The organism is Paenibacillus taihuensis, from assembly GCF_003386535.1.
In the GTDB taxonomy this organism is placed as follows: domain Bacteria; phylum Bacillota; class Bacilli; order Paenibacillales; family Paenibacillaceae; genus Paenibacillus_Z; species Paenibacillus_Z taihuensis.
On the sequence record NZ_QTTN01000021.1, the window covers coordinates 1 to 24,306 of the forward strand.

Sequence of the window (24,306 nt, forward strand, 5' to 3'; positions counted from 1 at the left end):
CATGATAAATCTTGTTTCAACCGTAATTCGAAATGAATCTCCTCACGTCCATGAGACCTCCCACGGTAAGACGATTCACTTTCCTTCCATGCACCCGCATCATTTACATTGGCACGTCCGTGTAGTTAATTGGACTTCGTTATGTGTTGCAAACTCGTCCCGTGTCCTATGCCTGATGATATTCGTGTTCCTCGGGTCGGAATTTTGCCTCCAGCTTCCTTCAGATTCCACCTCACAATGGACACCCTTGCTCTTGGCTAGTGGTTGGCAACTACAAGCCCCCACAGCGGACTTTCACCGCCTAGTTAATCGCCATGCGTGGCACACAACAAAAAACACACCTGCCCAGCAGGTGTGTTCTCCCTCTCCAAAACTAACTCTTCGTGCTCTCTGCAATCACGTACTCCACCAGCTCATCCAGCGGTACAGTCGCCAAGCAGATCGCCGTGTCTGTTGCGCCGTAGTAGATGTACAGCATGCCGTCCTTCACGACGTTCGCTGTCGGGAACACGACGTTCGGGATGAACAAGCCGAACTTCTCGTAATACGTCTCCGGCTCCATTATGAAGCCCGGCGCACGTGCGACCACTTTCTCCGGCTGCTCCAGGTCCAGCAGCATCGCGCCGACGCGGTAAATATGGTCCGGGCCGACGCCGTGGTAGAGCACCAACCATCCTTTATCGGTCTTGATCGGCGGTGTCGATCCGCCGATCTTCTTGAATTCCCACTCCTGCTCCACCTTGGCGAACAGGATTGCTTCTTCCCAGTGGATCAGGTCTTCGGAGTACGAAATCCACATCGCCGGCTTCTCCGTGCCGTATGCTTCACCAATATACTCTTCCGGACGGCGAAGCAGCGCATATTTTCCACCAATTTTCTCAGGGAACAAAATATTGTCGCGATCGTTAATTTCAAGCGGCGTCGTGTCGCAGAGGAACTCCCAATCGATCAAGTTCTTCGACGTTGCAATGGACGAGCGCGTCCGCCAATGAACCTCTTCCTCGCCCCATCCGTCCGGGTACGACGGCCGAGAGTTGTTCGGAATACCCACGCCTGTCGGATAGTAGCTCATCGAGCAAGGACGCAGCGCATAGTTCAGATAGAATGTATCGTCGATCTTCACGACGCGCGGATCCTGGATACTGCCGTACGGGAAGCCGAACTGCTCCGGATGGATGACCGGCTTGTCCAGCACATGCTTAAAGTTGACACCATCCTCGCTCTCCAGCAAGCCGAAGAAGCATTGGAACGGATCAAGGCTGCCCGCCGTTCGCTCCATCATATAAAATTTATCGTTCTCAATAATGACAGCCGGGTTGAAAACCGTAGCTTTACGCCAATCGTACAAGCCGGGAGTGACAATCGGGTTTGATTCGCAACGTGTAATTTTCATCTAGGCTCAATCAACCTCTCTCATGATATTCACCCCACTATAGCATGCATATCCGCGCTCTGGAACGGGATTCGGGCAAGTCCAAACAAAAACAAACCAAGTTCAAACAATTTTCTCCCTTTAAAATTTCAAAATCGCTCAAATTCGAGCTAATTATGACGTTCTAATCGCATACGTGCGATAACGATGCTTACCTCCGGCTACAACGAGAAGCTTTCGCAAGATCCAGATAACGGTAGCCGTTATTGAAATCCCGTACCTCCCACTCCGCATGAAGGTGATCAAAATTTTGAACGGCCGGATACCAGACAAGACGGAGAAATTCGTAGGTGCCATGACCGAGTCCTTTTTCAAGCCATTCTCGTCTTCGGTGGTTGGATTCGTTCGTCAGTTAATGGTGCTGCCAAGCGTAGTAAGCTTCTTTGAACAAGAGCATCGTGGAGTTTATCCTTTCTTCCAATAGGCCGCTGGGCAGACGCAAAAAAGCCGCCTTGCTTACAAAATCACCTGATGAGGTGACTCTGTGACAAAGCGGCGTGTGCTTCACGATCTGTTTTTTCCAGTATAGCCGAACAAGCGGGAGGCTGGCAATTTTGTCGTCCCTTACTGTCGCTCTGAGCCGATCGTTCTGCCTTGGTAAAACATGTGCGCGGGCTTCGCTTCATTTTCCTTGGCGGTGATGGAGGTGGAGATGAGCTTGTAAACGGCAGTCTTGCTCCCCATCGATGACACGTATTTTTCGAGGTGGCTCTGCGGCAGCGGTTTGTCATAGTAGCCCGGGACGTACTTGTTCAGCATCCCTTGCATCGCTTCAGTTGCTTCGACGTTGTCCGTTACTTTAACGATGGTGCCATCAACAATAGCGCTCATGTAGGCAGTGTCAGTGTGAGCTGGGATAGGCGACGCAATTGTGCCGTATTCTTCGCTGACTGTGAAGCAAGCGCGTGGATTGCGATCGATCATTGTGATTTTGCGGCCTTCAGCTGCTCCATGGAAGTAGACGGCACCATCCGACCAGTAGTAATTGAGAGGGACGACGTAAGGGACGTCATCTGTTGTGAGGCCGAGAAACCCAATCCGGGCGTTCTTAAGAAATTGCTGGATGCGTGCATCATCGGTGCAGGCGAGCTTGGACATACGTATTGGAAACATGCGAATTCTCTCCTTCTCCTGTTGCTGCCAGGTCTGTTGTGTTATAGTCATTTTAGACGGAAATTGTCCCTGTCTGAAGTGACAGTTTCACATAATTTTATGGGTACAGATGGTGAGTGAAGATGATCAGTTTAACGCCTGAGCTGGCAAAAGAAAGCGAGACTCCTCTATACGACCAGCTCTACCGGTATATCCGAAAGCAAATTGAGGGAGGCGCGCTGCCGATGGACGAGAGGTTGCCTTCGATTCGGCAATTGTCGGCCCACTTAATGGTGAGCAAAAATACAGTCGAGGCCGCCTATCAGCAGCTGTTGTCAGAAGGATATATTCAGAGCCGGCCGCGGAGCGGGATCTTTGTACTTCCTATGGAGCAGCTTCCAGAAGTTGAGGGGGAGAGTGGAAGCGTAAAGAATCGTCGTTTTGAAAAAGTAAAGCAGGCTGCAGGTGAGCGTGGTCGAGCGGATACGATAGATTTCGAGTATGGCGACGTGGAGCTGGGGCTTTTTCCGGTGAAGGCGTGGAAAAAGTGTTTGTCGGATGCGATCGATGAACGGCTGCCCGAGGTCATCGGCTACGGGGATCGGCAAGGCCACCTTGGACTTCGCGAGGAAATTGTGCGCTATTTGTACCAGTCGCGTGGCGTAGCGTGCTCAGCTGATCAGATTTTTCTGTGCGCAGGAACTGCTCAGGCGATCAGCTTGCTGTGCCAGCTGCTGCCGCTGACGGAGCGGATTGCGATGGAGGAGCCCGGATACAACGGGGTCCGGGCGGTATTCACGAATCATAAGAAGGAAGTCGTGCCGATTCCACTAGAGGAGGACGGTGTATCGCTCGAAGCACTTCGGCAAAGCGGGGCGAATGTGGTCTATGTGACGCCTTCGCATCAATTCCCGATAGGCATTGTCATGCCGGTTCAGAAGCGGGGGAAGCTGCTGCACTGGGCGTATGAACAGGGCGGCTATATACTCGAAGACGACTACGATAGCGAGTTTCGCTATCAGGGGCAGCCGGTTCCGGCGTTGAAGGCGCTTGACCGTTCCGATCGGGTAATCTATTTGGGGACGTTCTCGAAGTCTTTCTTGCCAGGGGCAAGGCTGAGCTATGTCGTGCTGCCGGAATCGCTCGCGGATACCTATAGGGAGGGCCTGCAAAATTACAGCCAGTCCGTGTCGCCGCTCATCCAAACGGCAATGTACTTGTTCATGAGAGACGGCGCATTCGAGCGCCATGTCCGTAAGATGCGGAAGCTCTATCAGACGCGCCATCGCGTACTGCTTCGGGCGATTTATGAGCAGCTTGGAAGCCGAGTCGGCGTAATCGGGCAGAAATCGGGGATGCATCTGCTGCTCGATGTGTATGGATGCGACTGTGCGGAACTAATCGAGCTGGCAGCGGAGCGGGGCGTCCGTGTTTACTCGCCGATGAGGCATTGGATGAACCCGGCTGAATGCCCGCGATCTTATGTGATGCTTGGTTTTGCAGGGTTGAGGGAGGAGCAGATCCGCGAAGGGCTAGAGCGGCTGCGGCAGGCTTGGTTTGGATGAATGGAACGGTGAGAAGACGTGTTAAGACGGGGAAAATAGTGCTTGTTCAGCACAATAGGCGCGTGCTATAATTTCCTTTGTAACACGCTTTCATGGGGCCATAGCTCAGCTGGGAGAGCGCTTGCATGGCATGCAAGAGGTCAGGGGTTCGATCCCCCTTGGCTCCACCATAATAAACAATCAAACCACGTCCTAGGACGTGGTTTTCTGTTTATTATAGTGGAGCGCTACAGGGAGGCGAACCCCGTGGTTCGTCCGCGCGGACGGAGCGGTAGCGGAGGAGCACGGCGTCTGAATCTATCGCTGAAATACAATCAAGATTCGGACATCCCTTGACGGATAGACGAACATGTCCGAGTCGAATCCCCTTGGCTCCACCAAAAATCTCTAGACGCAACCTGTTTTTAATAGGTTGCGTTTTTTATTTGCTGAAATACCAAGGGCATGAGAGCCTAAGTAAAATACAGTACAGTCTATACTTTCTCTGGTCAAACGCTTTCATTCTGCGCGTTATAATGAGTCATGGTTTGATTTAAGCGCTGTGAAAGGAGGTCTATTCCGAGGTTATTGTAAGCGCTTTAAAAGTATGTAAACTTGGAGGGGACATCAGAATGAATCGACGGTTCAAAAAAATAATAATGCTGCTGCTGGCAGCCGCATTATTCGTACCGCAATTATGGTCAGCGCCTTCAGCGGAGGCGGCAGATAACAGTAACGGCAGTACGGTTGTTTGGTCGATTGACGCAAACCAGTTGGTGGTTCCGGGCACGACGGGCAACGATCAGTATCTGGGTAATGGCAATTATCAACCGGGCGTTCAACTGGCGGACACGGGCTCATCGAAGATGGCGATGTATGCTGACGGCTCGTTAGGGATTAACCCGTCGGGCGGCACGTATAAGGCGATTAATATCCAAACTGGAACCGCCGTAGGCGGAACTAATTATTACACAAACAGCGGTTTTGTTGCTGAAGCGAACAAGACGTATACGATTACGTTTAACGCCTATGTAGCAGACGGCACCGGTCAGGTGCGCGCGAGGGGCAACAACTCCGGCGATTGGGCGTCAACAAGCATTAGCACGACTCCTACACCGGTTACGTATACTTGGACTCAGGCCGCCACTGGCGGTAACCTGCAGATTGATACGGGCAGCACGGCGCAAGATACTGTCGTGTACATAACCGATATGCAGATCACCACGCCAAGCACGGATGACAGCGGTGGTACGACCGAGCCAGGCACAACCGTTTATGACATGCAGACGGACGCCGCCTTGGCGAACGGCTGGGGCAGTAGCACAGTGTTGAAGCAGGCTGGAGTCGCTGCTGTCGTGAGCGGCAGCGCGGGTTCGTACATTCTCTCCCTTACGGGTAGAGGGGCCGATTGGCATGGCGTCGACCTCTCCAAAGTCGGCTTGGGCATCTCGGCTGGCACAGATTACACCTTCACCGTAAACGGCACCACCTCGCAGGGTACAATTGTGAAGCTCGCTCAGAACGGCGGCAACTATACCACTTATGCCAGCCAAACAGTCGGAGCAGATGGAAACTACTCGCTGACGTTCACAAAGGCAGGTGCGGACATAACAACGGACATTCGTGTCCAGACGGAGGGTAGTACCCCGGATTTCACGATCTCAAGCATCGTCGTCACGTCGAAGCCCGGCGATCTGCCGCCGCCTGCGGCAATACCTGGACTTGGCAGCGTACCTGGCTTAACGATAGGTGATGGGAGTTCTTGGGCAGGTGCGAACCTCATGATGGGCATCAACGCTTCCCAGTGGCCTTTCTCGGCTGGCACCTTAGCGGCTTTTACACCTGCGAAGGGCGCCACGTATCACCTTTCGTTTAACGTGACTTCATCGGGCGCAACAGGTTTCCGCGTGCGCTGGATCACGAAGGATGATGGCGGTACGTACACGCAAGCCGATGTTGATGCTGTTAACGCTCACAAATATACGGCGGATCAGACCGCTTCGGTGGTTCCCGCTTACTTCGAAAACACGATATCGGACGGACAAACGCAGACATACAATGTTGATTTCACAATGGACGGCAGTCAGGCTGCGGGCGGGCTGATCGGCAGCATCGGAATTCGCGGGCAAGCCGGAAGCAAAGCGTTCTCAATCAACACGCTCACCGTCAAGGATGCTGGCGGCAATACGCTGGTCAACTATGACAAGAGCGGTCCGGTCCCAGCGGGATGGGCGCTGGACATGACGAAAGTGAACCCTGCGTACGCCTCCACGCTCTCCGACGCGAGCGCAGGTCTGACTTCCACCGATGGGACAACTTACGTTCCCGGCGTAACCCTAGTCAACCCTGCAGATACGTTACTCGCGGTTAGCGGAAGCGCGTTTCAATTGTGGGCGCCTACCGGCAAGAACAAGTATAAGGGCGCTAAGTTCGCGACCGGTACCGCCGCAGGCGGAACGGCTGCGCAGGACGGCTTCATCGCCTACCCTGGCCTGACATACACGGTGTCGTTTATGGCTTCCGTGGATGATTCGGCTTCCGGTCAGGTGCGCTTCAACCCGAATAACACGTCGAATCCCGGCGTTTGGCCAAGCACCGCTACCATTAATAGAACGCCGAAGTTGATTAAGTTCGCTTGGACGCAAAAGTCCGGAGGCGGCGACTTCCTGCTTGAGACGGGCAGTACGGCAGAGGGCAACAAGCTATCCATCACCGACTTGAAGATCGAGATCGGTGACACTGCTAACGTCTTCAACCCTGACATCGCCCTATTGGATAAGATTAAGGCGAGTCCGATTTATTCCGGTTACTTAATGGGCAACATCATTAACCCGGCTTTCATGAACGACCCGTTCATGTCCGTCCTGAAATCCCAGTTCAGCGTTGTGACGCCTGAGAACGCGTTGAAGCCAAGCTCGCTGATTGGCACCAGCGACAAGACGAAGAGCGTCGAGCAATTGAACTTTACTGAAGCGGACACGGAGCTTCAGAGCGCGATCGACAATGGCCTGCTCATACATGGGCATACGCTCGTGTGGCATGATCAGTCGATTCCATGGCTAAACAACGATAAGATCTCCGACTCCGACTCGACTCTGTCCAACCCAGGTCTAACCGCGGCTGGGGCGTATGCGAACATGAACGACTATATCAAGGCGGTTCTCACGCATTTTGACGGCAAATTCAACGCGAGCACACAGAACATCATCTCGTGGGACGTGGTCAACGAAGCGATGGGGAACACCGTTCGCAACAGCAATCTGGATCCGAAAGATTGGCATAGCTACCTGAAATCCACCCCGTGGCTGGCGGCGACGGATGTGAACTACGTCGAACAGGCGTTCAAGGACGCCCGTGCGGCGGAGCCGAATTATGACGTTCTGTTGTACTACAACGACTTTAGCATGGACGACCAGACCAAGGCTGGGGCAGTTCGCGACATGGTGAAGGACATTAATGACCGCTGGGCCGAGGATCACCCAGGCAAGCAGCTCATTCAAGGGGTTGGCTTACAGGAGCACAACGGCCTCGGAACCAATCCTGGCAATACGCGCAAGACGCTTCAGATGTTCAAGGATATCGGCGTCAAAGTCTCGATCAGCGAGCTCGACATCTCAGCCGGTTCTGGCGGACAACAGTCGGTAACGCAAGCTCAAGATCAAGCTGCGCAGTACGCTCGGTTGATGCAGGTGTATACCCATCCCGATTTCGCGAATACGGTGCAACGTATCTCGATCTGGGGACTAACGGACACCGCCAGTTGGCATGCACCTGAATCTCCGCTGTTGTTCGATGGGAACCTGTATCCGAAAGATGCGTTTAGAGCCGTGATTAACCCGGCCGAATACCTCGCGTATTACGCTGCGCTTGAGCATCCGAAGAAGCCTGAAGGCAAGCTCGCAACGGCCGCAAAAGGAACGCCGGCTGTCGATGGAATCATGGACGATATTTGGACGACGACACCATCCATACCGATCAACGTCAAGCAGGCAGGTAACACGAAGACGGGCACAATTATGCCGGCCGCTACCGCCCGCATGCTGTGGGACAACGCGAACCTGTACGTATTCGCGAAGGTGACCAAAGATCCGTCCGAACCGCTGGACAAGACGCCAACGAACGCTTACGAGCAGGATTCATTCGAAGTGGTCGTTGATCTGCTGAACGGCTCCAGTTCCACGTACTCGGACGCTGCCGGACATTACCGCGTTCGGTATGACGGCGTTGCGTCGGTAGACTCGGGCATGTCAGATACTCAGGGCAAAACGACGACGGTGACTTCCTCAACGACATTCGACGAAGAGACGAACTCCTACACCGTAGAGATGAAGATTCCGTTTGTCCAGATATCGCCTGAAGTTGGCACTCAGATGGGCTTCGACGTTCAGGTGAACGACGCGAAGGCCGGTTCACGTATTGGCGCATTCGCTTGGAACGACGCTACCGGAACGGCTTATCAGGATCTATTCAAGATCGGCACGCTGCAACTCGCAGCTGCACCATCAGCAGGGCCATCTACGGGGCCTTCTACGCCAATCATTCCGAGCGAGCCTCCTATCGGACAATCTGACGGTAAAGTCACGATAACTCCGACGGTAGAAGTGAAAGACGGAAAGGCTACTTCAAGCATCTCCAGCAGCAACTTGAATAAAGCGCTGGAACTAGCGCCTGTAAATGCCCAAGGCAAGAAACAAGTTACGGTGGAAATCCCGGCACAAGCGGGTTCGACTTCGTATGAAGTGAAATTGCCGACTTCGAATTTGAAAGATTCTGGTACGACCGTACTCTCCATCAAGACGGAGAACGGTACGATCGATCTTCCGGGTAATATGTTGTCTAATACAGATGTAGGCAATGCAGACGCTGTGGCGGTTCACATGTCCAAAGCTTCGACGGCTGGGCTCAGCGATGAGATTCGTAAACAGATTGGTGATAAACCTGTCATTAATCTAGAAGTTTCGGTCGGAGACAAAGTAGTAGCTTGGAACAATCCGAACGTGCCTGTTACGGTATCCGTACCTTACAAGCCTACGGCAGAAGAACTAAGCAACCCGGATGATATTATCATCTGGTACATTGACGGAAATGGTGTCGCTACGCCGGTATCGAACGCTCGTTACGATGCGGCGAGCGGGACGGTCATCTTCAAGACGACGCATTTCAGTAACTATGCAGTTGCTTTTGTGGAGAAGACATTCGAAGATCTTGCTTCCGTACCTTGGGCGAAGCAAGCGATTGAATCGATGGCAGCACGCGATGTCATCAAGGGAATTTCCGCGAACAGCTTCTCCCCTGCAGCTTCGATCAAGAGAGCGGATTTCATCGCGCTTCTTGTAAGAGTGCTTGAATTGAAAGGTACAGGGAACAATGAAGCAATGTTCAGCGATGTGAAGAATACCGCTTATTATATTAATGAGTTGGTCATCGCGAAAGAACTAGGTATCACCACTGGTTATGGAGTCAATACGTTCAAGCCGGACAGCGCGATCACCCGTCAAGAAATGATGGTGCTGACGACACGCGCTCTGGCTGCAGCTGGCAAGAAAATCGCGGTCTCGGGTAATTTAGATGCATATGCTGACGCGGCGAGTATTTCAGGTTTTGCAAAAGACAGCGCTATGGCTCTGGTTAAATCCGGAATTGTGAACGGCAAGAACGGCAAGATTGCGCCGAACGATTCGCTCACACGCGCTGAAGCGGCAGTCATCCTGTACCGCATTTGGAATCTGTAATCCATTTGATTGCAAACGAATACAACAGCCATCTTTCGAGGTGGCTGTTTTTCGTGTGGAGCGAGCGCGCCTGCGCCAGAATTCTGGCGTGTTTTTTTGTGGACCCTTCCCCAAGTATAAAGAAATTAATAAATATACAATCGCCCTAAACTTTCTTAACAATCGAATGGTATGGTAGAGTTCATAAATCCAGTCGAGGTGAACTGTCTTGCTTGCTTTCTCAAAACGTAAAAGCTTAGTATTATCCACCACTATTATGCTGTCAATTCTCTTCGTAAGCGTGATCACTGTTATGGTATGGATGCTTTATACGGAACAGAAGAATGCGGCGTTCGATAATTTTAGAGATATCGGCGAAAAACTCGGTGCTCAGGCGCAAGTCAGCAGTTCATCCATCGACTCTGTAGCTCAAGCCTATGTCAAGAGCTCGGTGCTATGACGGATGAAGGCCGAATAACAAATGCCTATTATATGTCCACGAAGCTGTTCGAGAAAGGCGGCGAACAGAACCTCATTACGATGATCCAATCCAGCCAAAGCAGCGCCGGCAGCAATGATAACGGAACGGACTATCCGCTCGATGATGTGTTTCTGGACAGCTACACCCGCGTGATGGCAGGGGAAGCCGTATTAACGGAGCCTTCGCGTAACGATTCGCCCCCTTCGATTGCTGGCAGCTGCTGCCGGGGAAGCCGCCAAAGGCAAGTTGACGATTACAATGCCAAACACGAGCAACAACGAAATCGGTCAAGCTGCAGCCTCTTTCAACGAGATGATTCAAAGCTTGCGAGAATTGACTGGCAGCATCAAATCAACCTCGCATGAAGTGACAGAGTCATCGCTTCACTTGAAAGAAATCGCAAACCAAACTGCCCATGCCACGCAAGAAATTACAGTTGCCATTCAGTCTGTCGCTGCAGGCACGGAAACGCAGCTGCGCAGCTCGCAGGAGTCCGGGCGCGCAATGACGGAGATGGCAATCGGCATCCAGCGGATTGCCGAATCTTCAGCCTTTGTATCCGAGCTGGCGCACCATACTACCGAACGAGCCGTAGAAGGTGAACAAGCGATCTCTCGAACGCTGCAGCAAATGAAAACGATGGAGACGAACGTCTTTACCGCCGTGAATACGATGCACGAGCTGCAAGCATCTAGCGGGAAAATCGGCGAAATTCTTAGCCTAATTGCCGATGTCGCCAATCAAACGAATCTGCTGGCCCTGAATGCGGCGATCGAAGCCGCCCGCGCTGGAGAACACGGCAAAGGGTTCGCGGTTGTTGCGACAGAAATTCGGAAGCTGGCCGAACGTTCGAAGAACTCTTCCGATGAAGTCCGAGAGCTCCTTCAGGCGATCGAGGCACAAACCGCAGAAGCGGCTTCCAAGCTGGTTATTTCCGCCGAAGATGCGCGTTTGGTTACCGAGATAACGGACGCAACAGGCGAGTCGTTCCGAACCATTCTCTCCTCGGTGGAACAGGTATCGGAGCTGGTGCAGGAAGTATCGGCAGCTTGCCAACAAATGTCCGCAAGCAGTCAGCAAATTACCGCGACACTAGAGGAGCAGACCCGCATCGTCGATACGTCTGCGTCCCATACGCATCATGTAGCGGCCTCCTCCGAGGAACAGCTTGCTTCCGTCGAAGAAGTAGCTCGCGCATCCGAGCAGCTCCGCTTAATGGCGAGCAAACTGAGCGAAGCCGTCAGTAAATTCGAGCTCGAATGATGGCGATTGCAGGCCATGAACTTGTCTTCAAAGTCAGGAAAGGTTAAGCTATACACAGGTTTTACGGAAGAGGAGGTAAACGTAATATGATGCAGCCGATCAATCCATCGGATGTTCAAGCAAGAATCGATGCATTCAAGGAACAAGAGCTTTATATTCACCTCGAAATGACCACTGGAGCGTATGCCGCACATTTTGATAGCACGAAGCATCCCGGATCGATCTTCATTACGAACACAATGGTGAGGTATTCGCATGGTTCTATCTCGGGAAACGGCCCATTTCGGGTCGGCCTGAAGATGGAACGAGGCTGGATATACGCGGAAGGTCTTACTTATTATGAAGAGCAGGAGAAGGAACGATTGATTATGGCCGGCCATGACAGCCAAGGAAAGCTGATCGTTGCCTTGCAGCTAAGCAAAACCCCATTCTAATCCAGAGGGAGGAGACTTGAAGTGGAAAAACATATTCTGGTTGTACTGCCTCATCCGGATGACGAGGCGTTCGGAACCGCCGGCACGTTGGCGATGCACATTCAGCAAGGTACCAAGATCACTTATGCTTGTCTGACCTTGGGAGAGATGGGGCGCAATATGGGGATCCCTCCCTTTGCTAACCGAGTAACACTGCCTGACATTCGCAAGCAGGAATTAGAAGCATCCTGCCGGGCAATCGGCATACATGACTTGCGGCTGCTCGGCTTCCATGACAAAATGATCGAATTCGAAGATAAGCAGCTGCTAGACAGTCGGATCGAGGAGTTGCTGAAAGAACTTCAACCCTCACTTGTCATTACATTCTATCCGGGGTATAGCGTTCACCCAGATCATGATGCGTGTGGAGCTGCCGTTATACGCGCAATTGAGAAGCTGCCTGCAGATAAGCGCCCTGTCGTTCATTGCATGGCTTTCTCCAAAGATCACGAGCAAGCGATCGGGCGACCTGATGTCGTGATCGATGTTAAGAGCTATTTGAAACAGAAGATGGCTTCCATTCAATCGCATCGTTCGCAATTCCAAGCCGCTGAGCTAATGGGCAGAAACAGTTTGTCGGATCAAGAAATACAAGCGAGATTCGGGACCGAGCGCTTCTGGACGTATCGCTTCGACTAATCTAACCAAATATCCGAGCGGGCAAAAGGCCGCCTCGCAAGCCCATGTTGTAATGTGGCTTGAGGGGCGGCTTTGTTTGTTGAGAGTCGGGTTTTCCGACTCTCAGCCAGCGAGAGAGGGGAATCCGTCGCTGAGAGTCGGCAATCCCGTCTCTCGGAGATGGCGCCGCCGCGATTGTGGGCTTTTGGCGTTGTGAGAGTCGGATTTTGCGACTATCGTGTTTGAAATGGGTTAGTTTTACTCATGAGAGTCGGATTGCCCGACTCTCAGAGTTTATGGGGGCAGGTTAAGTAAACGAACGGGGAGGTGGCATATGTGCTACAAGGCAGCGATGGCGGGGCAACCTCTAACCCTTAACACCACCAGCAGTCAATCCTTCAATGATCTGCTTCTGCAGGACGGCGTAGATAATCATTACTGGCAGGATGCTGAACACGATTCCCGCCGACATTTGGGCGTAGTTCGTATTATAGATGTCGCGGAAGCCGACCATCCCGACTGGGAGCGTCCGCAATTCGTCGGTGGAGATGAAGAAGTTCGCCAAGATGAACTCATTCCAGTTGCCGATGAAGTTGATGATAAACACGGTTACCAATGCAGGAACGGTGATGGGCATAATGATTTTCCAGAAAACGCCCTTCGCACGCAGACCATCCATCACAGCCGCTTCTTCGATTTCACCTGGAATGGATCGCATGAACGCCGACAGAATAATCACTGTAAACGGAATGGCCCCTGCAGTGTAAGGCAGGATGAGCGCCATATGGGTTCCCAAGATCGGGTGACCGAAGACGCCTTCCATCTTGTTCAACATGATGAAGATAGGCAGCAGTAAAGCATTTCCAGGAATGAGCAGGCCGATCAGGATGAATTGGTACAGCCCCTTGCTCATCTTCAGATAGCGCATCCGCGTAATCGCAAAAGCTCCCATGGAGGCAAAAATAATGGTAGCGACCGAGCATAGTGTCGAGATATACAAGCTATTTAAAAAGTAAACACTGATTTTCGCATTCACCCAAGCCTCGTAATAATTCTCAAAATGAAACGAAGAAGGGAACCCGAACGGATTGCTCGCAATGGCTTGATTATCCGATTTCACAGACGAGAAGAGAACGAAAATGAACGGGTACAGGGTCACGATCAAGAAACCTAGCAAAAGAATATGGGGGGCAGTTTTTTTCATCGATCTCAGTGTCATCGTCATTAGTATTCGACCCTTTCGACTCTTCTAGCAAATAAAACTTGATACAATGCGGTCAGAATGAGAGAGAATAAGAAGATCAACACCCCGATGGAGTTGCCGTATCCGTATTTCGCATTCGTAATCCCGTATTTGATTAAGTAGGTGGCCATGACGTCGGTGATCCCGCCTGGACCGCCGTCGGTCATAACGATGATAATATCAGCAGCTTTCATGGCTCCTGCGATAGAGAGCATGATAACAACCGAGATGACCGGCATAATAAGCGGCACCGTAATTTTGGTTGCGCGTTTGAAAGCGCTGGCTCCATCGACGATAGCGGCTTCGTCTATTTCTCTAGGAATCGACAAGATTGCAGCGAGAACCATTACAATATAGAATCCCGTCCACTGCCATGCATTGGTGAGCAAGATCGAGAACATCGCCCAATGGGAGTCGGACAGCCACATGACAGGTTGTAAGCCAATTCGGGTCAGGATGAGATTAAACAAGCCGATATCCGGTTCGTAGATGAAGCTCCACAAGATGCCGATTACAGCAGTTGACATGACGGAAGGAACAAATACGGCCGTTTTATATAAACCTCTGAGTTTTTTTACGTTGCTGATTAAGAGCGAGAAGAATATGATGATAGGGACTTGCACGAATACCGAGAACAGAATGAATTTGCCGTTATTAAAAACAGACTGCCAAAATTTATCGTCATTGAACGCATGCTTGAAGTTAGTCAAACCATTAAAGTGGGGCTCGGTCAGACCGTTCCATTTCATGAAGCCGGTGGTGAATGCAGAGATCATCGGATATACGAAAAACATGATATACAAAACAAGGAGAGGCAGCAAGAACAGGACATAGGTCCAAGGGTTTCTTAATGTTTTATTCATCGTTTCCTCCGTGATAGTCAGACATTTGCTGTAAGCATCGATTTTATAAAAAAATACCACCCACGCTGAGGAGGGTGGTATTCTTTTAACGGATCAAAGTGTCGAGTTTAGAAATCTTCGTTGCTGTTTGCTGCGTTTTGAGCTTTTTGTACCGCATCCAGCATCGCTTTAGGTGTCGTTTTCCCAGCGATCAGCTTTTGAATGCCTTCGCTAAGTGCCGTATTTACGTCAGGTTGAACGAGGGAGTCGAAGGCAGGGAATGCGCCGCTTGCTTTGTTGCCGACTTCAATGATTTCTTTCACCAGACCTGATACTTTAGCGTTAGCCAATTTGCTGCTGCTTACTTTCATGGAAGGCAGTACGCCGTCTGCTTCAAGACCGCGAATTTGCATTTCGTCGTTGTACATGTTCTTGATGAACGATTTGACGAATGCGTATTGCTGCTTGTTATTTTTCACTTTCGATGAGAAACCGTAGCCGTTGGAGAAGCCGCCGTTAACAGCCGTTTGGCTGCCTTTGCCACCGGATACCGACGGCAATGCGAAGTAGCCTACTTTGTTCGTTAAGCTGCCCGCTTGTTTAGGATCCGAGAATACGCTGGAAGCCCATGATCCGTCATACATCATGATGGCTTCGCCGCGAATCAGCTGGTTGCGTTGTTCCGCATAATCCAAACCGAGCTCGCCTTGTTTGAAGTAGCCTTTCTTCACCCAATCTTGGTACTTCGTGAAAGCGGCCACCATTTGCGTGCTGTTCCATTTTGTTTTGCCTGTTGTGAAGCCATTCGTAATATCCGGGCCTGCATAACGGGACCAAAGCGTATTCGCTGTCATCAGCGGTACCCATGCAGCTTTGGAAGCTTGCGCGAATGGTGTTTTGCCGTCTTTCTTAATCGTCGCAGCCAAGCTCTCAAGCTCGCTCAATGTTTTTGGAACACTCAGGTTATGCGCTTTGAAGTAATCTTTATTGTAGAAGTAGCCTTCTTGGTAGCCGCCGATAGGCAGGCCGTATACTTTTCCGTTCACTTTAAATTCATCGAGCGAGATGAATTTATTCGACAGGCCGAGCTCTTTCAGAATCGGAGTCAGATCGAGCAGTCTGTTTGCTTCCACATACAGCTGCGTGTCCGTGCCGCCGAACAGATCGAAGATTGCAGGAGCTTTGTTAACGACCATTTCGGAACGCAATTTCTCTTTACGGTTTACGTCCGAATCTACGCCGTCCAGCTTGTATTTGACTCCTGGCACTTCTTTGGATACTCTTGCCAATACATCTTTTAGGATATTGAGACGTTGTTGTTTCGCCTCGCCTAATTGTGTATGTCTGATCACAATGGTATCCGTCTTTGTTGCAGCACCTGCTGTACTTAACACAGTTGTCGTTGCTAGGACTAAGCTAAGCGATGAGACCAGAACACTTTTCTTCATGAAGTGCAACCTCCCAATAGGTTTTATGTACAACTTTAGGATAAATTTATTAGTAATTTCTGAGTAGGGCTACAATTCAATGATTGAAGGATACATTTGTATAATAGTGGAAGACTAGTAGGTCACGAATTGCTTAATAGGGGTAATTTCTATACGAAACCCCGTTCTGCTGACCCAGGACAAGTGTCCCCTGGTACTGTGTTTCTGCCGATTAACTGGTATAATCAGTCTCGATTCTATGGGAATGAGTTGGTGATATTCTTGTGATAACTAGATGGAATTTATCTTCGAAGAAGCAAGTTGTCTTGATTATGATGATTTTTATTATCCCGCTCGTATTGCTGCTAGCCGTCTATAATTTCTATGTCGTCAACGTCTTGAACAGCAAGATCGAGACGACGAATCGCAACTCCATCATGCTCTATCAGGACACGTTCGAGAAGAATTTAAGCAATGCCGATGTGTATATGTCGAATTTGGTTTCGAACGATAACAGCTTCAAGAAACTGATGTTTAAGCAGGATCCGATCGATTTGCAATTTTACGCGCAGGACATTATGAATAACTACCAGGGATACTTTCGAACGAATGAAATTGTCGGGGGCATGTTCGTCTATTCGATGGCGAATGCGCTTTTCTATAAAACCTATAGTCAAAACTATTCGCATAACATTCGCCGAGACGCCGAAGCTTATTTGAAAACGATGTTTAAAACGAAAGAAAACTATCGCTCTTGGGGATGGTTCCCGCATAAAATCGCGGATAAATACTATCTGTTTCGTATCATGGGGAATCGTGATACGTATACGGTTTCCATGATCGATTTCGATAACGTAATCGTGCCCCAGAGCTTCAGCCAAAGCCAAGGGGACGGCTTCTTCGCATTCGCCAATCAGGAAGGCGTGCCGCTGACCTCCATCGCTGCGATCAAGAAGGACGGAATTGCCATTCAGCGTCAGAACGAATCCTATTATATAGCTGGCAGCGCTCAGAAATTTTTTGTCGTACAGAACTACTCGGCGCAGGCGCATTTGCACTATTTGTACATCATGCCTTATCGCGGGTTTATGTTCTACCTGGACAAGGTTCAGATTGCCTTCTTGGTCGGCTCCGTGTCTATCCTGCTCTTGATGTTGATCTCGTTCCTATTGCTAGAGCGTTCTTTCTTTAGGCCGCTTAAGCGAATGATGGCTACGATGAAAAAGATCAAGAACGGACATTTGAACGCCACTATGAACATGGACTCCGGAGTGAATGAATTTAGGCAGATGAGCAATACCTTCAATGAGATGATGGCAGAAATCAAAGATTTGAAGATCGAGAGCTATGAGAGCGAGATGAAGAAGCAGCAGGCCGAGCTTCAATTTCTGCAAATACAGATCAAGCCTCACTTCTATCTGAATGTGCTCAAGAACATATTCGGGATCGCGGAGCAGAAGAAATACGATCAGATTCAGGATATGATCATCCTCTTGTCGCGGCATTTAAGGTATATGTTCCAAGAGAACGATTCCTTGGTTCTTCTTGAAGATGAAATCACGAACGTGCAGAACTATATTCAATTGCAGCGAATGAGCGCCTCGCATGAATTGATCTGCAAAGTAAACGTGGACGAGCGTCTGAAGGATTTCCGAATTCCGCCGATATCGATCTTAACGTTCGTAGAGAACTCCATTAAGCATGCCGTTGCCATTCACAAACAGCTGATCGTTTCGATCCAAGCAAGCTTGCTGGAGAACGGGGACGATAAATTCGTTAATATTACGATTATGGATAACGGGGCTGGATTTTCGGACGAAATGCTGGCATTGTTAAATGATTCGAATCCGTATGCGCATGTGTCGAAGGACAATGTCGGTATTCTGAATGTAATCCGAAGATACAACATGATTTTTCTGAATAAATGCACCTTCCTGTTCAGTACGTCGAACGGTGCGCGCATCGATATTTTTATTCCATATCGGACAGATGAAGAGACGAGGAGAGTATGAACGTGAAAGTACTCATCGTAGATGATCAGACGCAAGTGGTGAACGGATTGTTCTTCGGCATCGACTGGGCGAACATCGGCGTGGAAGAAGTGTTCAAAGCTTACAATGCATACGAAGCACGTGAGCTCCTGAGCAGCCACTCCATCGATATTATGCTCTGCGATATTGAAATGCCGGCCGAGAGCGGACTAAGGCTCTATCAGTGGACCAGAGAACAGAAGATCGATATCGAATGCATTTTCTTGACGGCGCATGCCGATTTCTCGTATGCGAAGACGGCGATGCAGTTGGGCGGCTTTGATTATATCCTACAGCCCGCAAGATACGAGACGATTGAGAATACGATTCGGAAAGCGATCTCTAAGATCAATCAGAAGAATGAAACGAAGAAGTACTACTCCTACGGTAAAATGTTTCAGAAAAACAAGGAGATCCTGCTCGACAATATCGTCAAGGATTGGATCTATCGCAGAAATAAAGATTTGGCGCGATTCATGCAGGATTTGAGCCAAATTCAGGTTACGCTTGCTCCGAAGGACAACCTTTATCTTGTGATGCTGGACGTTTTTCGTTTGAAAGAAGCAATGGAATCGTGGCGGGGCGGCTTGCTGAGATTCTCGATTGGCAATATTGCCAAAGAACTGTTCGCCAGATATGGCCAGCATGTACTGGTTGTCCAGCTTGAGGACGAGCGATTGCTGTTCTTCGTCTACGCCCCTGAGGGGCAGTTGATTGATCAAGAGGGAATTATACGGCAGCTTGATAAATTGATTGAGGTTTATCGCGCCTATTATGGGTGCGATATTGCGTGTTATACCGGTGATGCAGCTTCGATTGTTAATGTACCTGAGCAGTCGGAGCAGCTTATTGAATTGATGCAGAATAACGTCTCGCATATTAGCAAAGTATTCCGGCTGCAGGATCGAATCGAACAACAGAGCGTCTCGTCTCCCATTCCGAACATGAAAATGTGGAGTAAATTGATCGAGCAAGGCGATGCGGAGGTTGTTCGTGATCAAGCAAGCGAATTGTTGAACCGGTTGGTGATCGACGAGGCGATCGATGCCGAATTTCTGAAGCGGTTTTATCAGCAATTTATGCAGATGCTGTACACGACTGCCGAAGCGATGGATATTCCGCTTGATCGTATTTTTCAAGACGAGCAGAATCTGAGGAAATGGTTGAGTTCTTATTCAAACGTAGATGAGATGAAAGAATTTATCGCGTATGCGACTCAATTCTTCAAGCAATTTCCGAGTTCCGACGAGGAAATGAAGAATCAGGTCGACGTCATCATTCAGTATATACGCGACCATATCGACCAAGACATTCGGCGTACGGATATCGCGAGGGAAGTTTATTTGAATCCGAACTACGTTTCAAGGCTGTTCAAGTCGGAAACGGGAATGTCGCTGAAGGAATTTATTATTCTGGAAAAGATGAAGCTTGCGCAAGCGATGCTGAAATCAACCAAACTGCCGATCAGCATTATTGCAACGAAGGTCGGTTACTCGAACTTCTCCCACTTCTCGCAGGTGTACAAGAAGACCTGGAATGTCACGCCAGCCGAGGATCGCCAATAGGAAGACAACAAGGAATGCCCTCCGCATGCGCGCAAGCATATGGGAGGGTATTCGCTTTGAATCGCTGCTTTGTATTCACAAAGTAACAAATTCGATAGCGGCAGGATACATTTTCAACAATGCGGATTTTGCCGTCTTCTTACAGGATTAAAAGTGATAATAACCGTAACAAGTTCGGTAGAGCGCTGCTTTCGTAATCATTAAGATAAAGATAGTTCCACATAAATAAAGTTTCGAAGGGAGTCTACAATGCAAAAGAAAAAGATGCTTGGTCTACTCACGGCGGTCGCGATGTCGACGACGCTCATTACGGCTTGCGGTGACAACAACGGGAACAGTGCAAACACGGCGAACAGCGCAAACAGCGCGAACAGCGGCACGACTGCGAGCAATAACGCCGCAGCTCCTGCTGACAAGAACGAGAATGCAAGCTCGGAGAAGCCGTATACGGTTGATCTCATGATGGTAGGCGATGGAAAAGCGGAAGATATTAAAGCGGTAAACGAAGAGATCAGCAAGATTACGAGACCGCTCATCAACGCGGACGTCAACATTACGCGAGTCGGCTTCGGTTCGTTCCAACAGCAAGCGAACCTGGCATTGTCGTCGGGCGAGAAGATGGATCTGTTCGTTACATTCGCGCTGGATATCAGCTCGCTGGCAACCAGCGGTCAGATTCTGCCGATGACGAAGCTGCTGGAAGACCACGGTCAAGACATCATGAAGAACTTGAGCGAAGGCGATCGCCGCGCGGTATCGATCAACAACGAAATCTACGCGATCCCGACCGCCAAAGAAAAAGCGACGAACTACGGCTACATCATGAGAAAAGACATTGCCGATGAAGTCGGCTTCAAGCCAGAAGAAGTGAAAACCTACGATCAGCTTGAAGAGATCATGACCAAAGCGAAGAAACTGCATCCCGACATGTACCCAATCGGTCTTGATTTCACGAACGTATATCGCCCGAACACGGAAGATAACTTGGGTACTGGCCCAGGGGTCATCGATGCCATGGGAGAAAGCACGAAAGTCGTTAATATGATCGAAACGGACAGCTACAAGGACTTCGTAAACCATATGTACAAATGGTCCAAGGCCGGCCTGGTAATGCCGGATGCAGCGAACAACTCCGAGAGCAGAATCAGCTTGCTCAAAGCGGGCAAAGTGATGGGCGGCTTCAGCGGATTGAATCCGGGCAACGTGGATGACATCGCGAAGCAAGTGGGTCAACCGTTCACAGTCATCGAGCTGACGAAACCATTCTCCATTACGGGCCATGTTTCCGGTATGGGCTGGTCGCTTGCGAGCGGCAGCGAAAATCCGGAGAAAGCCATTGAATTCTTGAACTTGGCACATACGAATGCCGATATTTCGAACCTGCTCGTTAACGGCGTGAAAGGCCGCAACTATGTCATGGTCGACGAAGCGAAAGGCATTATCGACTATCCGCAAGGCGTAGATGCGAGCAATACGGGCTGGATGTCCCTTCCTTGGGCGACGCCAAACGCAGCGATCTCGTACCTCTGGAAAGGCGAGCCTGAGAACAAATGGGATTACTTGCAGCAATATAACAGCTCAGCGCACCAGTCCCCGGCGAAAGGCTTCCGTTTCAATCCGGAGAGCGTAGCTAACGAAATTGCAATGGTCAGCAACGTTGACGCGAAGTATAGTCTCGCACTGGAAACAGGCACATTGGATCCTGCGAAGACGCTGCCTAAATACCTGGATGAGCTGAAGGCTGCAGGCGTCGACAAGGTGATTGCAGAGAAGCAAAAACAGCTTGATGAGTGGCTGGCCGCTAATAAATAAACGAGTTGGTGGATTTCGAGGATAGAAGATAGATGGAGGTTACCATGACTTTGCTCAAAAAAAAAAGCTAGATAAGCTGAAACAATTTATTCCTCTTTATTTGATGCTCATTCCGGGATGTATTTATATTTTTATCAATAACTACATCCCGATGGGCGGTCTTATGATCGCCTTCAAGAAGATCAATTATCGAATCGGGATCCTGCACAGCCCGTGGGTCGGACTGAAAAACTTCGAATTTCTGTTTAAGACCAAGGAAGCGTGGACCATTACCCGGAATACGATTTTGTACAATTTAACTTTTATCGTTATTGGAACCGTAATTGCAGTCGGCGTTGCCATGCTGCTTAATCAGATTCGGCAAAATGGGGCAAGGAAGTCCTATCAAACGATCATTCTGCTGCCTCATTTGATTTCAATCGTTGTGGTGAGCTATCTTGTTTTTGGTTTTCTAAGCACGGAATCGGGCTTTGTTAATAACAGTATTTTGGAACCGCTGGGCATTGCGCCGATATCATGGTATTCCACCGCGAAATTTTGGCCGTATATCATCGTTATCGTTGCCATTTGGAAGTCCTTCGGCTATAGCTGCATTATTTATTATGCGACGCTAGTTGGCATCGACAAGTCTTATTACGAAGCCGCCGTCATTGATGGAGCGAGCCGCTGGAAGCAGATGAAGCATATCACGCTGCCGGGACTGAAATCCATCATCATTATCTTAACGCTTATGAGCATCAGCAAAATCTTCTATTCCGATTTCGGATTATTCTACCAGGTTCCGATGAATAGCGGTGCGCTGATCGATATAACGAATACGATCGATACTTACGTGTATCGGGGACTCGCGAAGCTGAACAATATAGGGATGGCATCTGCGGCTGGATTTTTCCAATCGATTGTCGGGTTCGTCCTCGTCATTCTAGCAAATTATATCGTCAAAAAAATAGATGAAGACAGCGCCTTGTTTTAGCGGAACGGAGTGGATCGAGCTTGGTCGACAACAGTAAAGGCTTTCATGTTTTAACACATTTCATTATGATCTTTTTGGCAATATTTTGTTTGCTTCCATTTGCGCTTCTTCTCATCTCTTCGATAACAGGGGAAGATGCGCTTATCCATAACGGGTATTCTTTTATTCCGCGGGCCATTGACTTTACGGCGTACAAGTATCTGTTGACGGATTCTCATTCCATCGTAGGCGCGTACGGGGTCACTGTATTCGTAACGGTAATCGGTACGGTAACGAATATTATACTAACCACCTTGATGGCGTATCCGTTATCGAAGAAAGAGCTTCCGGGAAGAAATGTAGTTTCATTCTTCATTTTCTTCACGATGCTGTTCAGCGGGGGGCTAGTGCCGTCGTATATGATGTGGACGCAATATTTTCATATCAAAAATACGATTTGGGCATTGATCGTCCCGGGGATGCTGCTCACAGCGTTCAACATTATCATGATGCGTACCTACTTCACGTCGAACATTCCCGATGCCGTCGTAGAAGCTGCGAAGATAGACGGGGGAAGCGAGTCGCAAATTCTGACGAAGGTTATTCTTCCGATGTCGATGCCGATTATGGCGACACTCGGCTTGCTTGTTGGCTTGTCCTACTGGAACGATTGGTTAAACGGGCTCTATTATGTCACGAAAGATAATTTGTTCAGCATTCAAGTTCTCTTGAACAAAATGCTGCTCGATGTCCAGTTTCTAATGAGCACGGCTTCATCGGGGATGGGCAGCGACTTGTCGGCGAAGGTACCTTCCACGGCAATCAAGATGGCCGTCGCGGTGCTCGGCGTATTGCCGATCATGGTCATCTATCCGTTCTTCCAGCGATTCTTCGTGAAAGGGATTACGGTAGGCGCGGTGAAAGGTTAAGCAAGGAGATAGAGTCCGAACACCTTGGATTGGAGAGGTGTTCGGATTTTTTGTTTGTGCAGGGATCATCTAGCAACCCAAAAGCAACTTTGGAGTCTAACGATTGTGACAGCGGCTAACATGCTCACAATGCCACTCATTAATTCTAGCGGTTGCCAGAGCGCTTATTTGGAAATTTCGAATAAGATTCGGCGATATTAGATCTAATAACGTCAGTCACAACCGCTAGAGCTTCGAATCATGCTATTTTTGGGAAATAACCACTCTGACAACCGTTAAAAATCGAATCTGTCGGTTATCTTGTTTGTACGAGTCGATAAGCTCGATATCTCTGATTACCGCTAGCTACCTCCAGAAGTTTTTCTTCAGCAGGCCGTCAGAAAGCTGCATGTGACTAACTATCTCGGTTGGTGTGAAGGGACGCAGTTGTCGATGTGCATACCGTATAATCTCGACTTCAGCCCAAATCAATCCCTTGGAAGCTGAACGGGAGAGAAACTTCCCAACGAAAGAGAGGACGAGCTGCTTGCACATGCCAGGGTCATCTCGGATGGATAAGTAGGCAACGGGGAGGAACTGCCAGTCATCAAGTACAATCAGAGACTGTTTCATACATAAATCTTTGAAACGGCTGACCTCGATATCTCTGGCATGACTTCGGTAATCTTGAATTTCTATGCAGCCTTTCGCATTTCCTGGCAGGTACGCTAGGTCCAGATAACGATATCCGTTATTAAAGTCCCTGACCTCATATTCAGGCAATAAGTGCTCCAGATTGCCGATGGCAGGAAACCAAATGTAGCGCAAAAAGTCAATCGTTCCACGGCACAATCCTTTCAACATCCGCATCACACCTTACTCGGAGAATAAAAAAAACCGCCCCAGTATGTCG

At 49.6% G+C, this 24,306-nt stretch carries 16 protein-coding genes, 1 tRNA gene and 1 pseudogene; 11 read left to right on the plus strand and 7 right to left on the minus strand.

Annotated elements, in window-relative coordinates; genetic code table 11:
* Positions 1–373: 373 nt before the first annotated feature.
* The 3 genes and pseudogenes from A8990_RS17440 to A8990_RS17450 all read right to left on the minus strand — a co-directional run bounded on the left by A8990_RS17440 (position 374) and on the right by A8990_RS17450 (position 2,545).
* Positions 374–1,393 (minus strand): glycoside hydrolase family 130 protein, encoded by a 1,020-nt coding sequence (locus A8990_RS17440; protein WP_116190323.1) that lies wholly within the window; start codon positions 1,391–1,393, stop codon positions 374–376.
* Between the two features lie 217 nt (positions 1,394–1,610).
* Positions 1,611–1,784: pseudogene (locus tag A8990_RS32165) on the minus strand (transcriptional regulator); the annotation flags it as partial.
* Between the two features lie 212 nt (positions 1,785–1,996).
* Complete coding sequence (locus A8990_RS17450; RefSeq protein WP_116190324.1) at positions 1,997–2,545, minus strand: pyridoxamine 5'-phosphate oxidase family protein; 549 nt, start codon at positions 2,543–2,545, stop codon at positions 1,997–1,999.
* Positions 2,546–2,667: 122 nt separating this feature from the next.
* Here A8990_RS17450 and pdxR point away from each other — a divergent pair, with 122 nt between their 5' ends.
* From pdxR to bshB2, 6 genes are all read left to right on the plus strand, one after another.
* Positions 2,668–4,089 (plus strand): MocR-like pyridoxine biosynthesis transcription factor PdxR, encoded by a 1,422-nt coding sequence (gene pdxR / locus A8990_RS17455; protein ID WP_116190325.1) that lies wholly within the window; start codon positions 2,668–2,670, stop codon positions 4,087–4,089.
* A gap of 94 nt (positions 4,090–4,183) precedes the next feature.
* A tRNA-Ala gene (locus A8990_RS17460) sits at positions 4,184–4,259 on the plus strand.
* Positions 4,260–4,700: 441 nt separating this feature from the next.
* Positions 4,701–9,800, plus strand: a complete 5,100-nt coding sequence (locus A8990_RS17465) for an endo-1,4-beta-xylanase (protein ID WP_116190326.1) — start codon at positions 4,701–4,703, stop codon at positions 9,798–9,800.
* Positions 9,801–10,467: 667 nt separating this feature from the next.
* Positions 10,468–11,523, plus strand: a complete 1,056-nt coding sequence (locus A8990_RS17475) for a methyl-accepting chemotaxis protein (protein ID WP_116190328.1) — start codon at positions 10,468–10,470, stop codon at positions 11,521–11,523.
* An 89-nt stretch (positions 11,524–11,612) separates the two neighbouring features.
* Positions 11,613–11,957, plus strand: coding sequence for a YojF family protein (locus tag A8990_RS17480; protein ID WP_116190406.1), 345 nt, complete (start codon positions 11,613–11,615; stop codon positions 11,955–11,957).
* 21 nt (positions 11,958–11,978) lie between these two features.
* A complete protein-coding gene (gene bshB2 / locus A8990_RS17485; RefSeq protein ID WP_116190329.1) occupies positions 11,979–12,635 on the plus strand; it encodes a bacillithiol biosynthesis deacetylase BshB2 in 657 nt (218 codons plus the stop codon).
* 346 nt (positions 12,636–12,981) lie between these two features.
* On the opposite strand, the gene A8990_RS17490 is transcribed toward bshB2, so the two are convergent.
* The 3 genes from A8990_RS17490 to A8990_RS17500 all read right to left on the minus strand — a co-directional run bounded on the left by A8990_RS17490 (position 12,982) and on the right by A8990_RS17500 (position 16,147).
* Positions 12,982–13,839, minus strand: a complete 858-nt coding sequence (locus A8990_RS17490) for a carbohydrate ABC transporter permease (RefSeq protein WP_425463916.1) — start codon at positions 13,837–13,839, stop codon at positions 12,982–12,984.
* The gene (locus A8990_RS17495) at positions 13,839–14,720 is read right to left on the minus strand and encodes a carbohydrate ABC transporter permease (protein WP_116190330.1); all 882 of its coding nucleotides are present in this window, start codon (positions 14,718–14,720) and stop codon (positions 13,839–13,841) included. Before A8990_RS17495 ends, A8990_RS17490 begins: the two co-directional genes overlap by 1 nt.
* A 107-nt stretch (positions 14,721–14,827) precedes the next feature.
* A complete protein-coding gene (locus tag A8990_RS17500) occupies positions 14,828–16,147 on the minus strand; it encodes a type 2 periplasmic-binding domain-containing protein (protein ID WP_116190331.1) in 1,320 nt (439 codons plus the stop codon).
* A 263-nt stretch (positions 16,148–16,410) separates the two neighbouring features.
* Between A8990_RS17500 and A8990_RS17505 the strand changes: the two genes are divergently transcribed.
* From A8990_RS17505 to A8990_RS17525, 5 genes are all read left to right on the plus strand, one after another.
* Complete coding sequence (locus A8990_RS17505; RefSeq protein WP_147306826.1) at positions 16,411–18,138, plus strand: sensor histidine kinase; 1,728 nt, start codon at positions 16,411–16,413, stop codon at positions 18,136–18,138.
* The gene (locus tag A8990_RS17510; RefSeq protein WP_116190333.1) at positions 18,135–19,721 is read left to right on the plus strand and encodes a response regulator transcription factor; all 1,587 of its coding nucleotides are present in this window, start codon (positions 18,135–18,137) and stop codon (positions 19,719–19,721) included. Before A8990_RS17505 ends, A8990_RS17510 begins: the two co-directional genes overlap by 4 nt.
* A gap of 249 nt (positions 19,722–19,970) precedes the next feature.
* Positions 19,971–21,533, plus strand: a complete 1,563-nt coding sequence (locus A8990_RS17515; protein WP_116190334.1) for an ABC transporter substrate-binding protein — start codon at positions 19,971–19,973, stop codon at positions 21,531–21,533.
* Between the two features lie 163 nt (positions 21,534–21,696).
* Positions 21,697–22,506, plus strand: coding sequence for an ABC transporter permease (locus A8990_RS17520; protein ID WP_342772903.1), 810 nt, complete (start codon positions 21,697–21,699; stop codon positions 22,504–22,506).
* Between the two features lie 89 nt (positions 22,507–22,595).
* Positions 22,596–23,414: a carbohydrate ABC transporter permease gene (locus tag A8990_RS17525; RefSeq protein ID WP_245996076.1), complete on the plus strand. Its 819-nt coding sequence runs from the start codon at positions 22,596–22,598 to the stop codon at positions 23,412–23,414.
* A 345-nt stretch (positions 23,415–23,759) separates the two neighbouring features.
* Here A8990_RS17525 and A8990_RS17530 read toward each other — a convergent pair whose 3' ends face one another.
* Entirely contained in the window at positions 23,760–24,257 is a 498-nt protein-coding gene (locus A8990_RS17530) for a transcriptional regulator (RefSeq protein ID WP_245996077.1), read from the minus strand.
* Positions 24,258–24,306: the final 49 nt, after the last annotated feature.

What these genes read in the sequence shown, in the direction of transcription:
- A8990_RS17440 (WP_116190323.1), bottom strand. Translation starts at nt 1,393, where the DNA reads ATGAAAATTACACGTTGCGAATCAAACCCGATTGTCACTCCCGGCTTG.
- A8990_RS17450 (WP_116190324.1), bottom strand. Translation starts at nt 2,545, where the DNA reads ATGTTTCCAATACGTATGTCCAAGCTCGCCTGCACCGATGATGCACGC.
- pdxR (WP_116190325.1), top strand. Translation starts at nt 2,668, where the DNA reads ATGATCAGTTTAACGCCTGAGCTGGCAAAAGAAAGCGAGACTCCTCTA.
- A8990_RS17465 (WP_116190326.1), top strand. Translation starts at nt 4,701, where the DNA reads ATGAATCGACGGTTCAAAAAAATAATAATGCTGCTGCTGGCAGCCGCA.
- A8990_RS17480 (WP_116190406.1), top strand. Translation starts at nt 11,613, where the DNA reads ATGCAGCCGATCAATCCATCGGATGTTCAAGCAAGAATCGATGCATTC.
- A8990_RS17490 (WP_425463916.1), bottom strand. Translation starts at nt 13,839, where the DNA reads ATGACGATGACACTGAGATCGATGAAAAAAACTGCCCCCCATATTCTT.
- A8990_RS17495 (WP_116190330.1), bottom strand. Translation starts at nt 14,720, where the DNA reads ATGAATAAAACATTAAGAAACCCTTGGACCTATGTCCTGTTCTTGCTG.
- A8990_RS17500 (WP_116190331.1), bottom strand. Translation starts at nt 16,147, where the DNA reads ATGAAGAAAAGTGTTCTGGTCTCATCGCTTAGCTTAGTCCTAGCAACG.
- A8990_RS17510 (WP_116190333.1), top strand. Translation starts at nt 18,135, where the DNA reads ATGAACGTGAAAGTACTCATCGTAGATGATCAGACGCAAGTGGTGAAC.
- A8990_RS17515 (WP_116190334.1), top strand. Translation starts at nt 19,971, where the DNA reads ATGCAAAAGAAAAAGATGCTTGGTCTACTCACGGCGGTCGCGATGTCG.
- A8990_RS17520 (WP_342772903.1), top strand. Translation starts at nt 21,697, where the DNA reads ATGATCGCCTTCAAGAAGATCAATTATCGAATCGGGATCCTGCACAGC.
- A8990_RS17530 (WP_245996077.1), bottom strand. Translation starts at nt 24,257, where the DNA reads ATGTTGAAAGGATTGTGCCGTGGAACGATTGACTTTTTGCGCTACATT.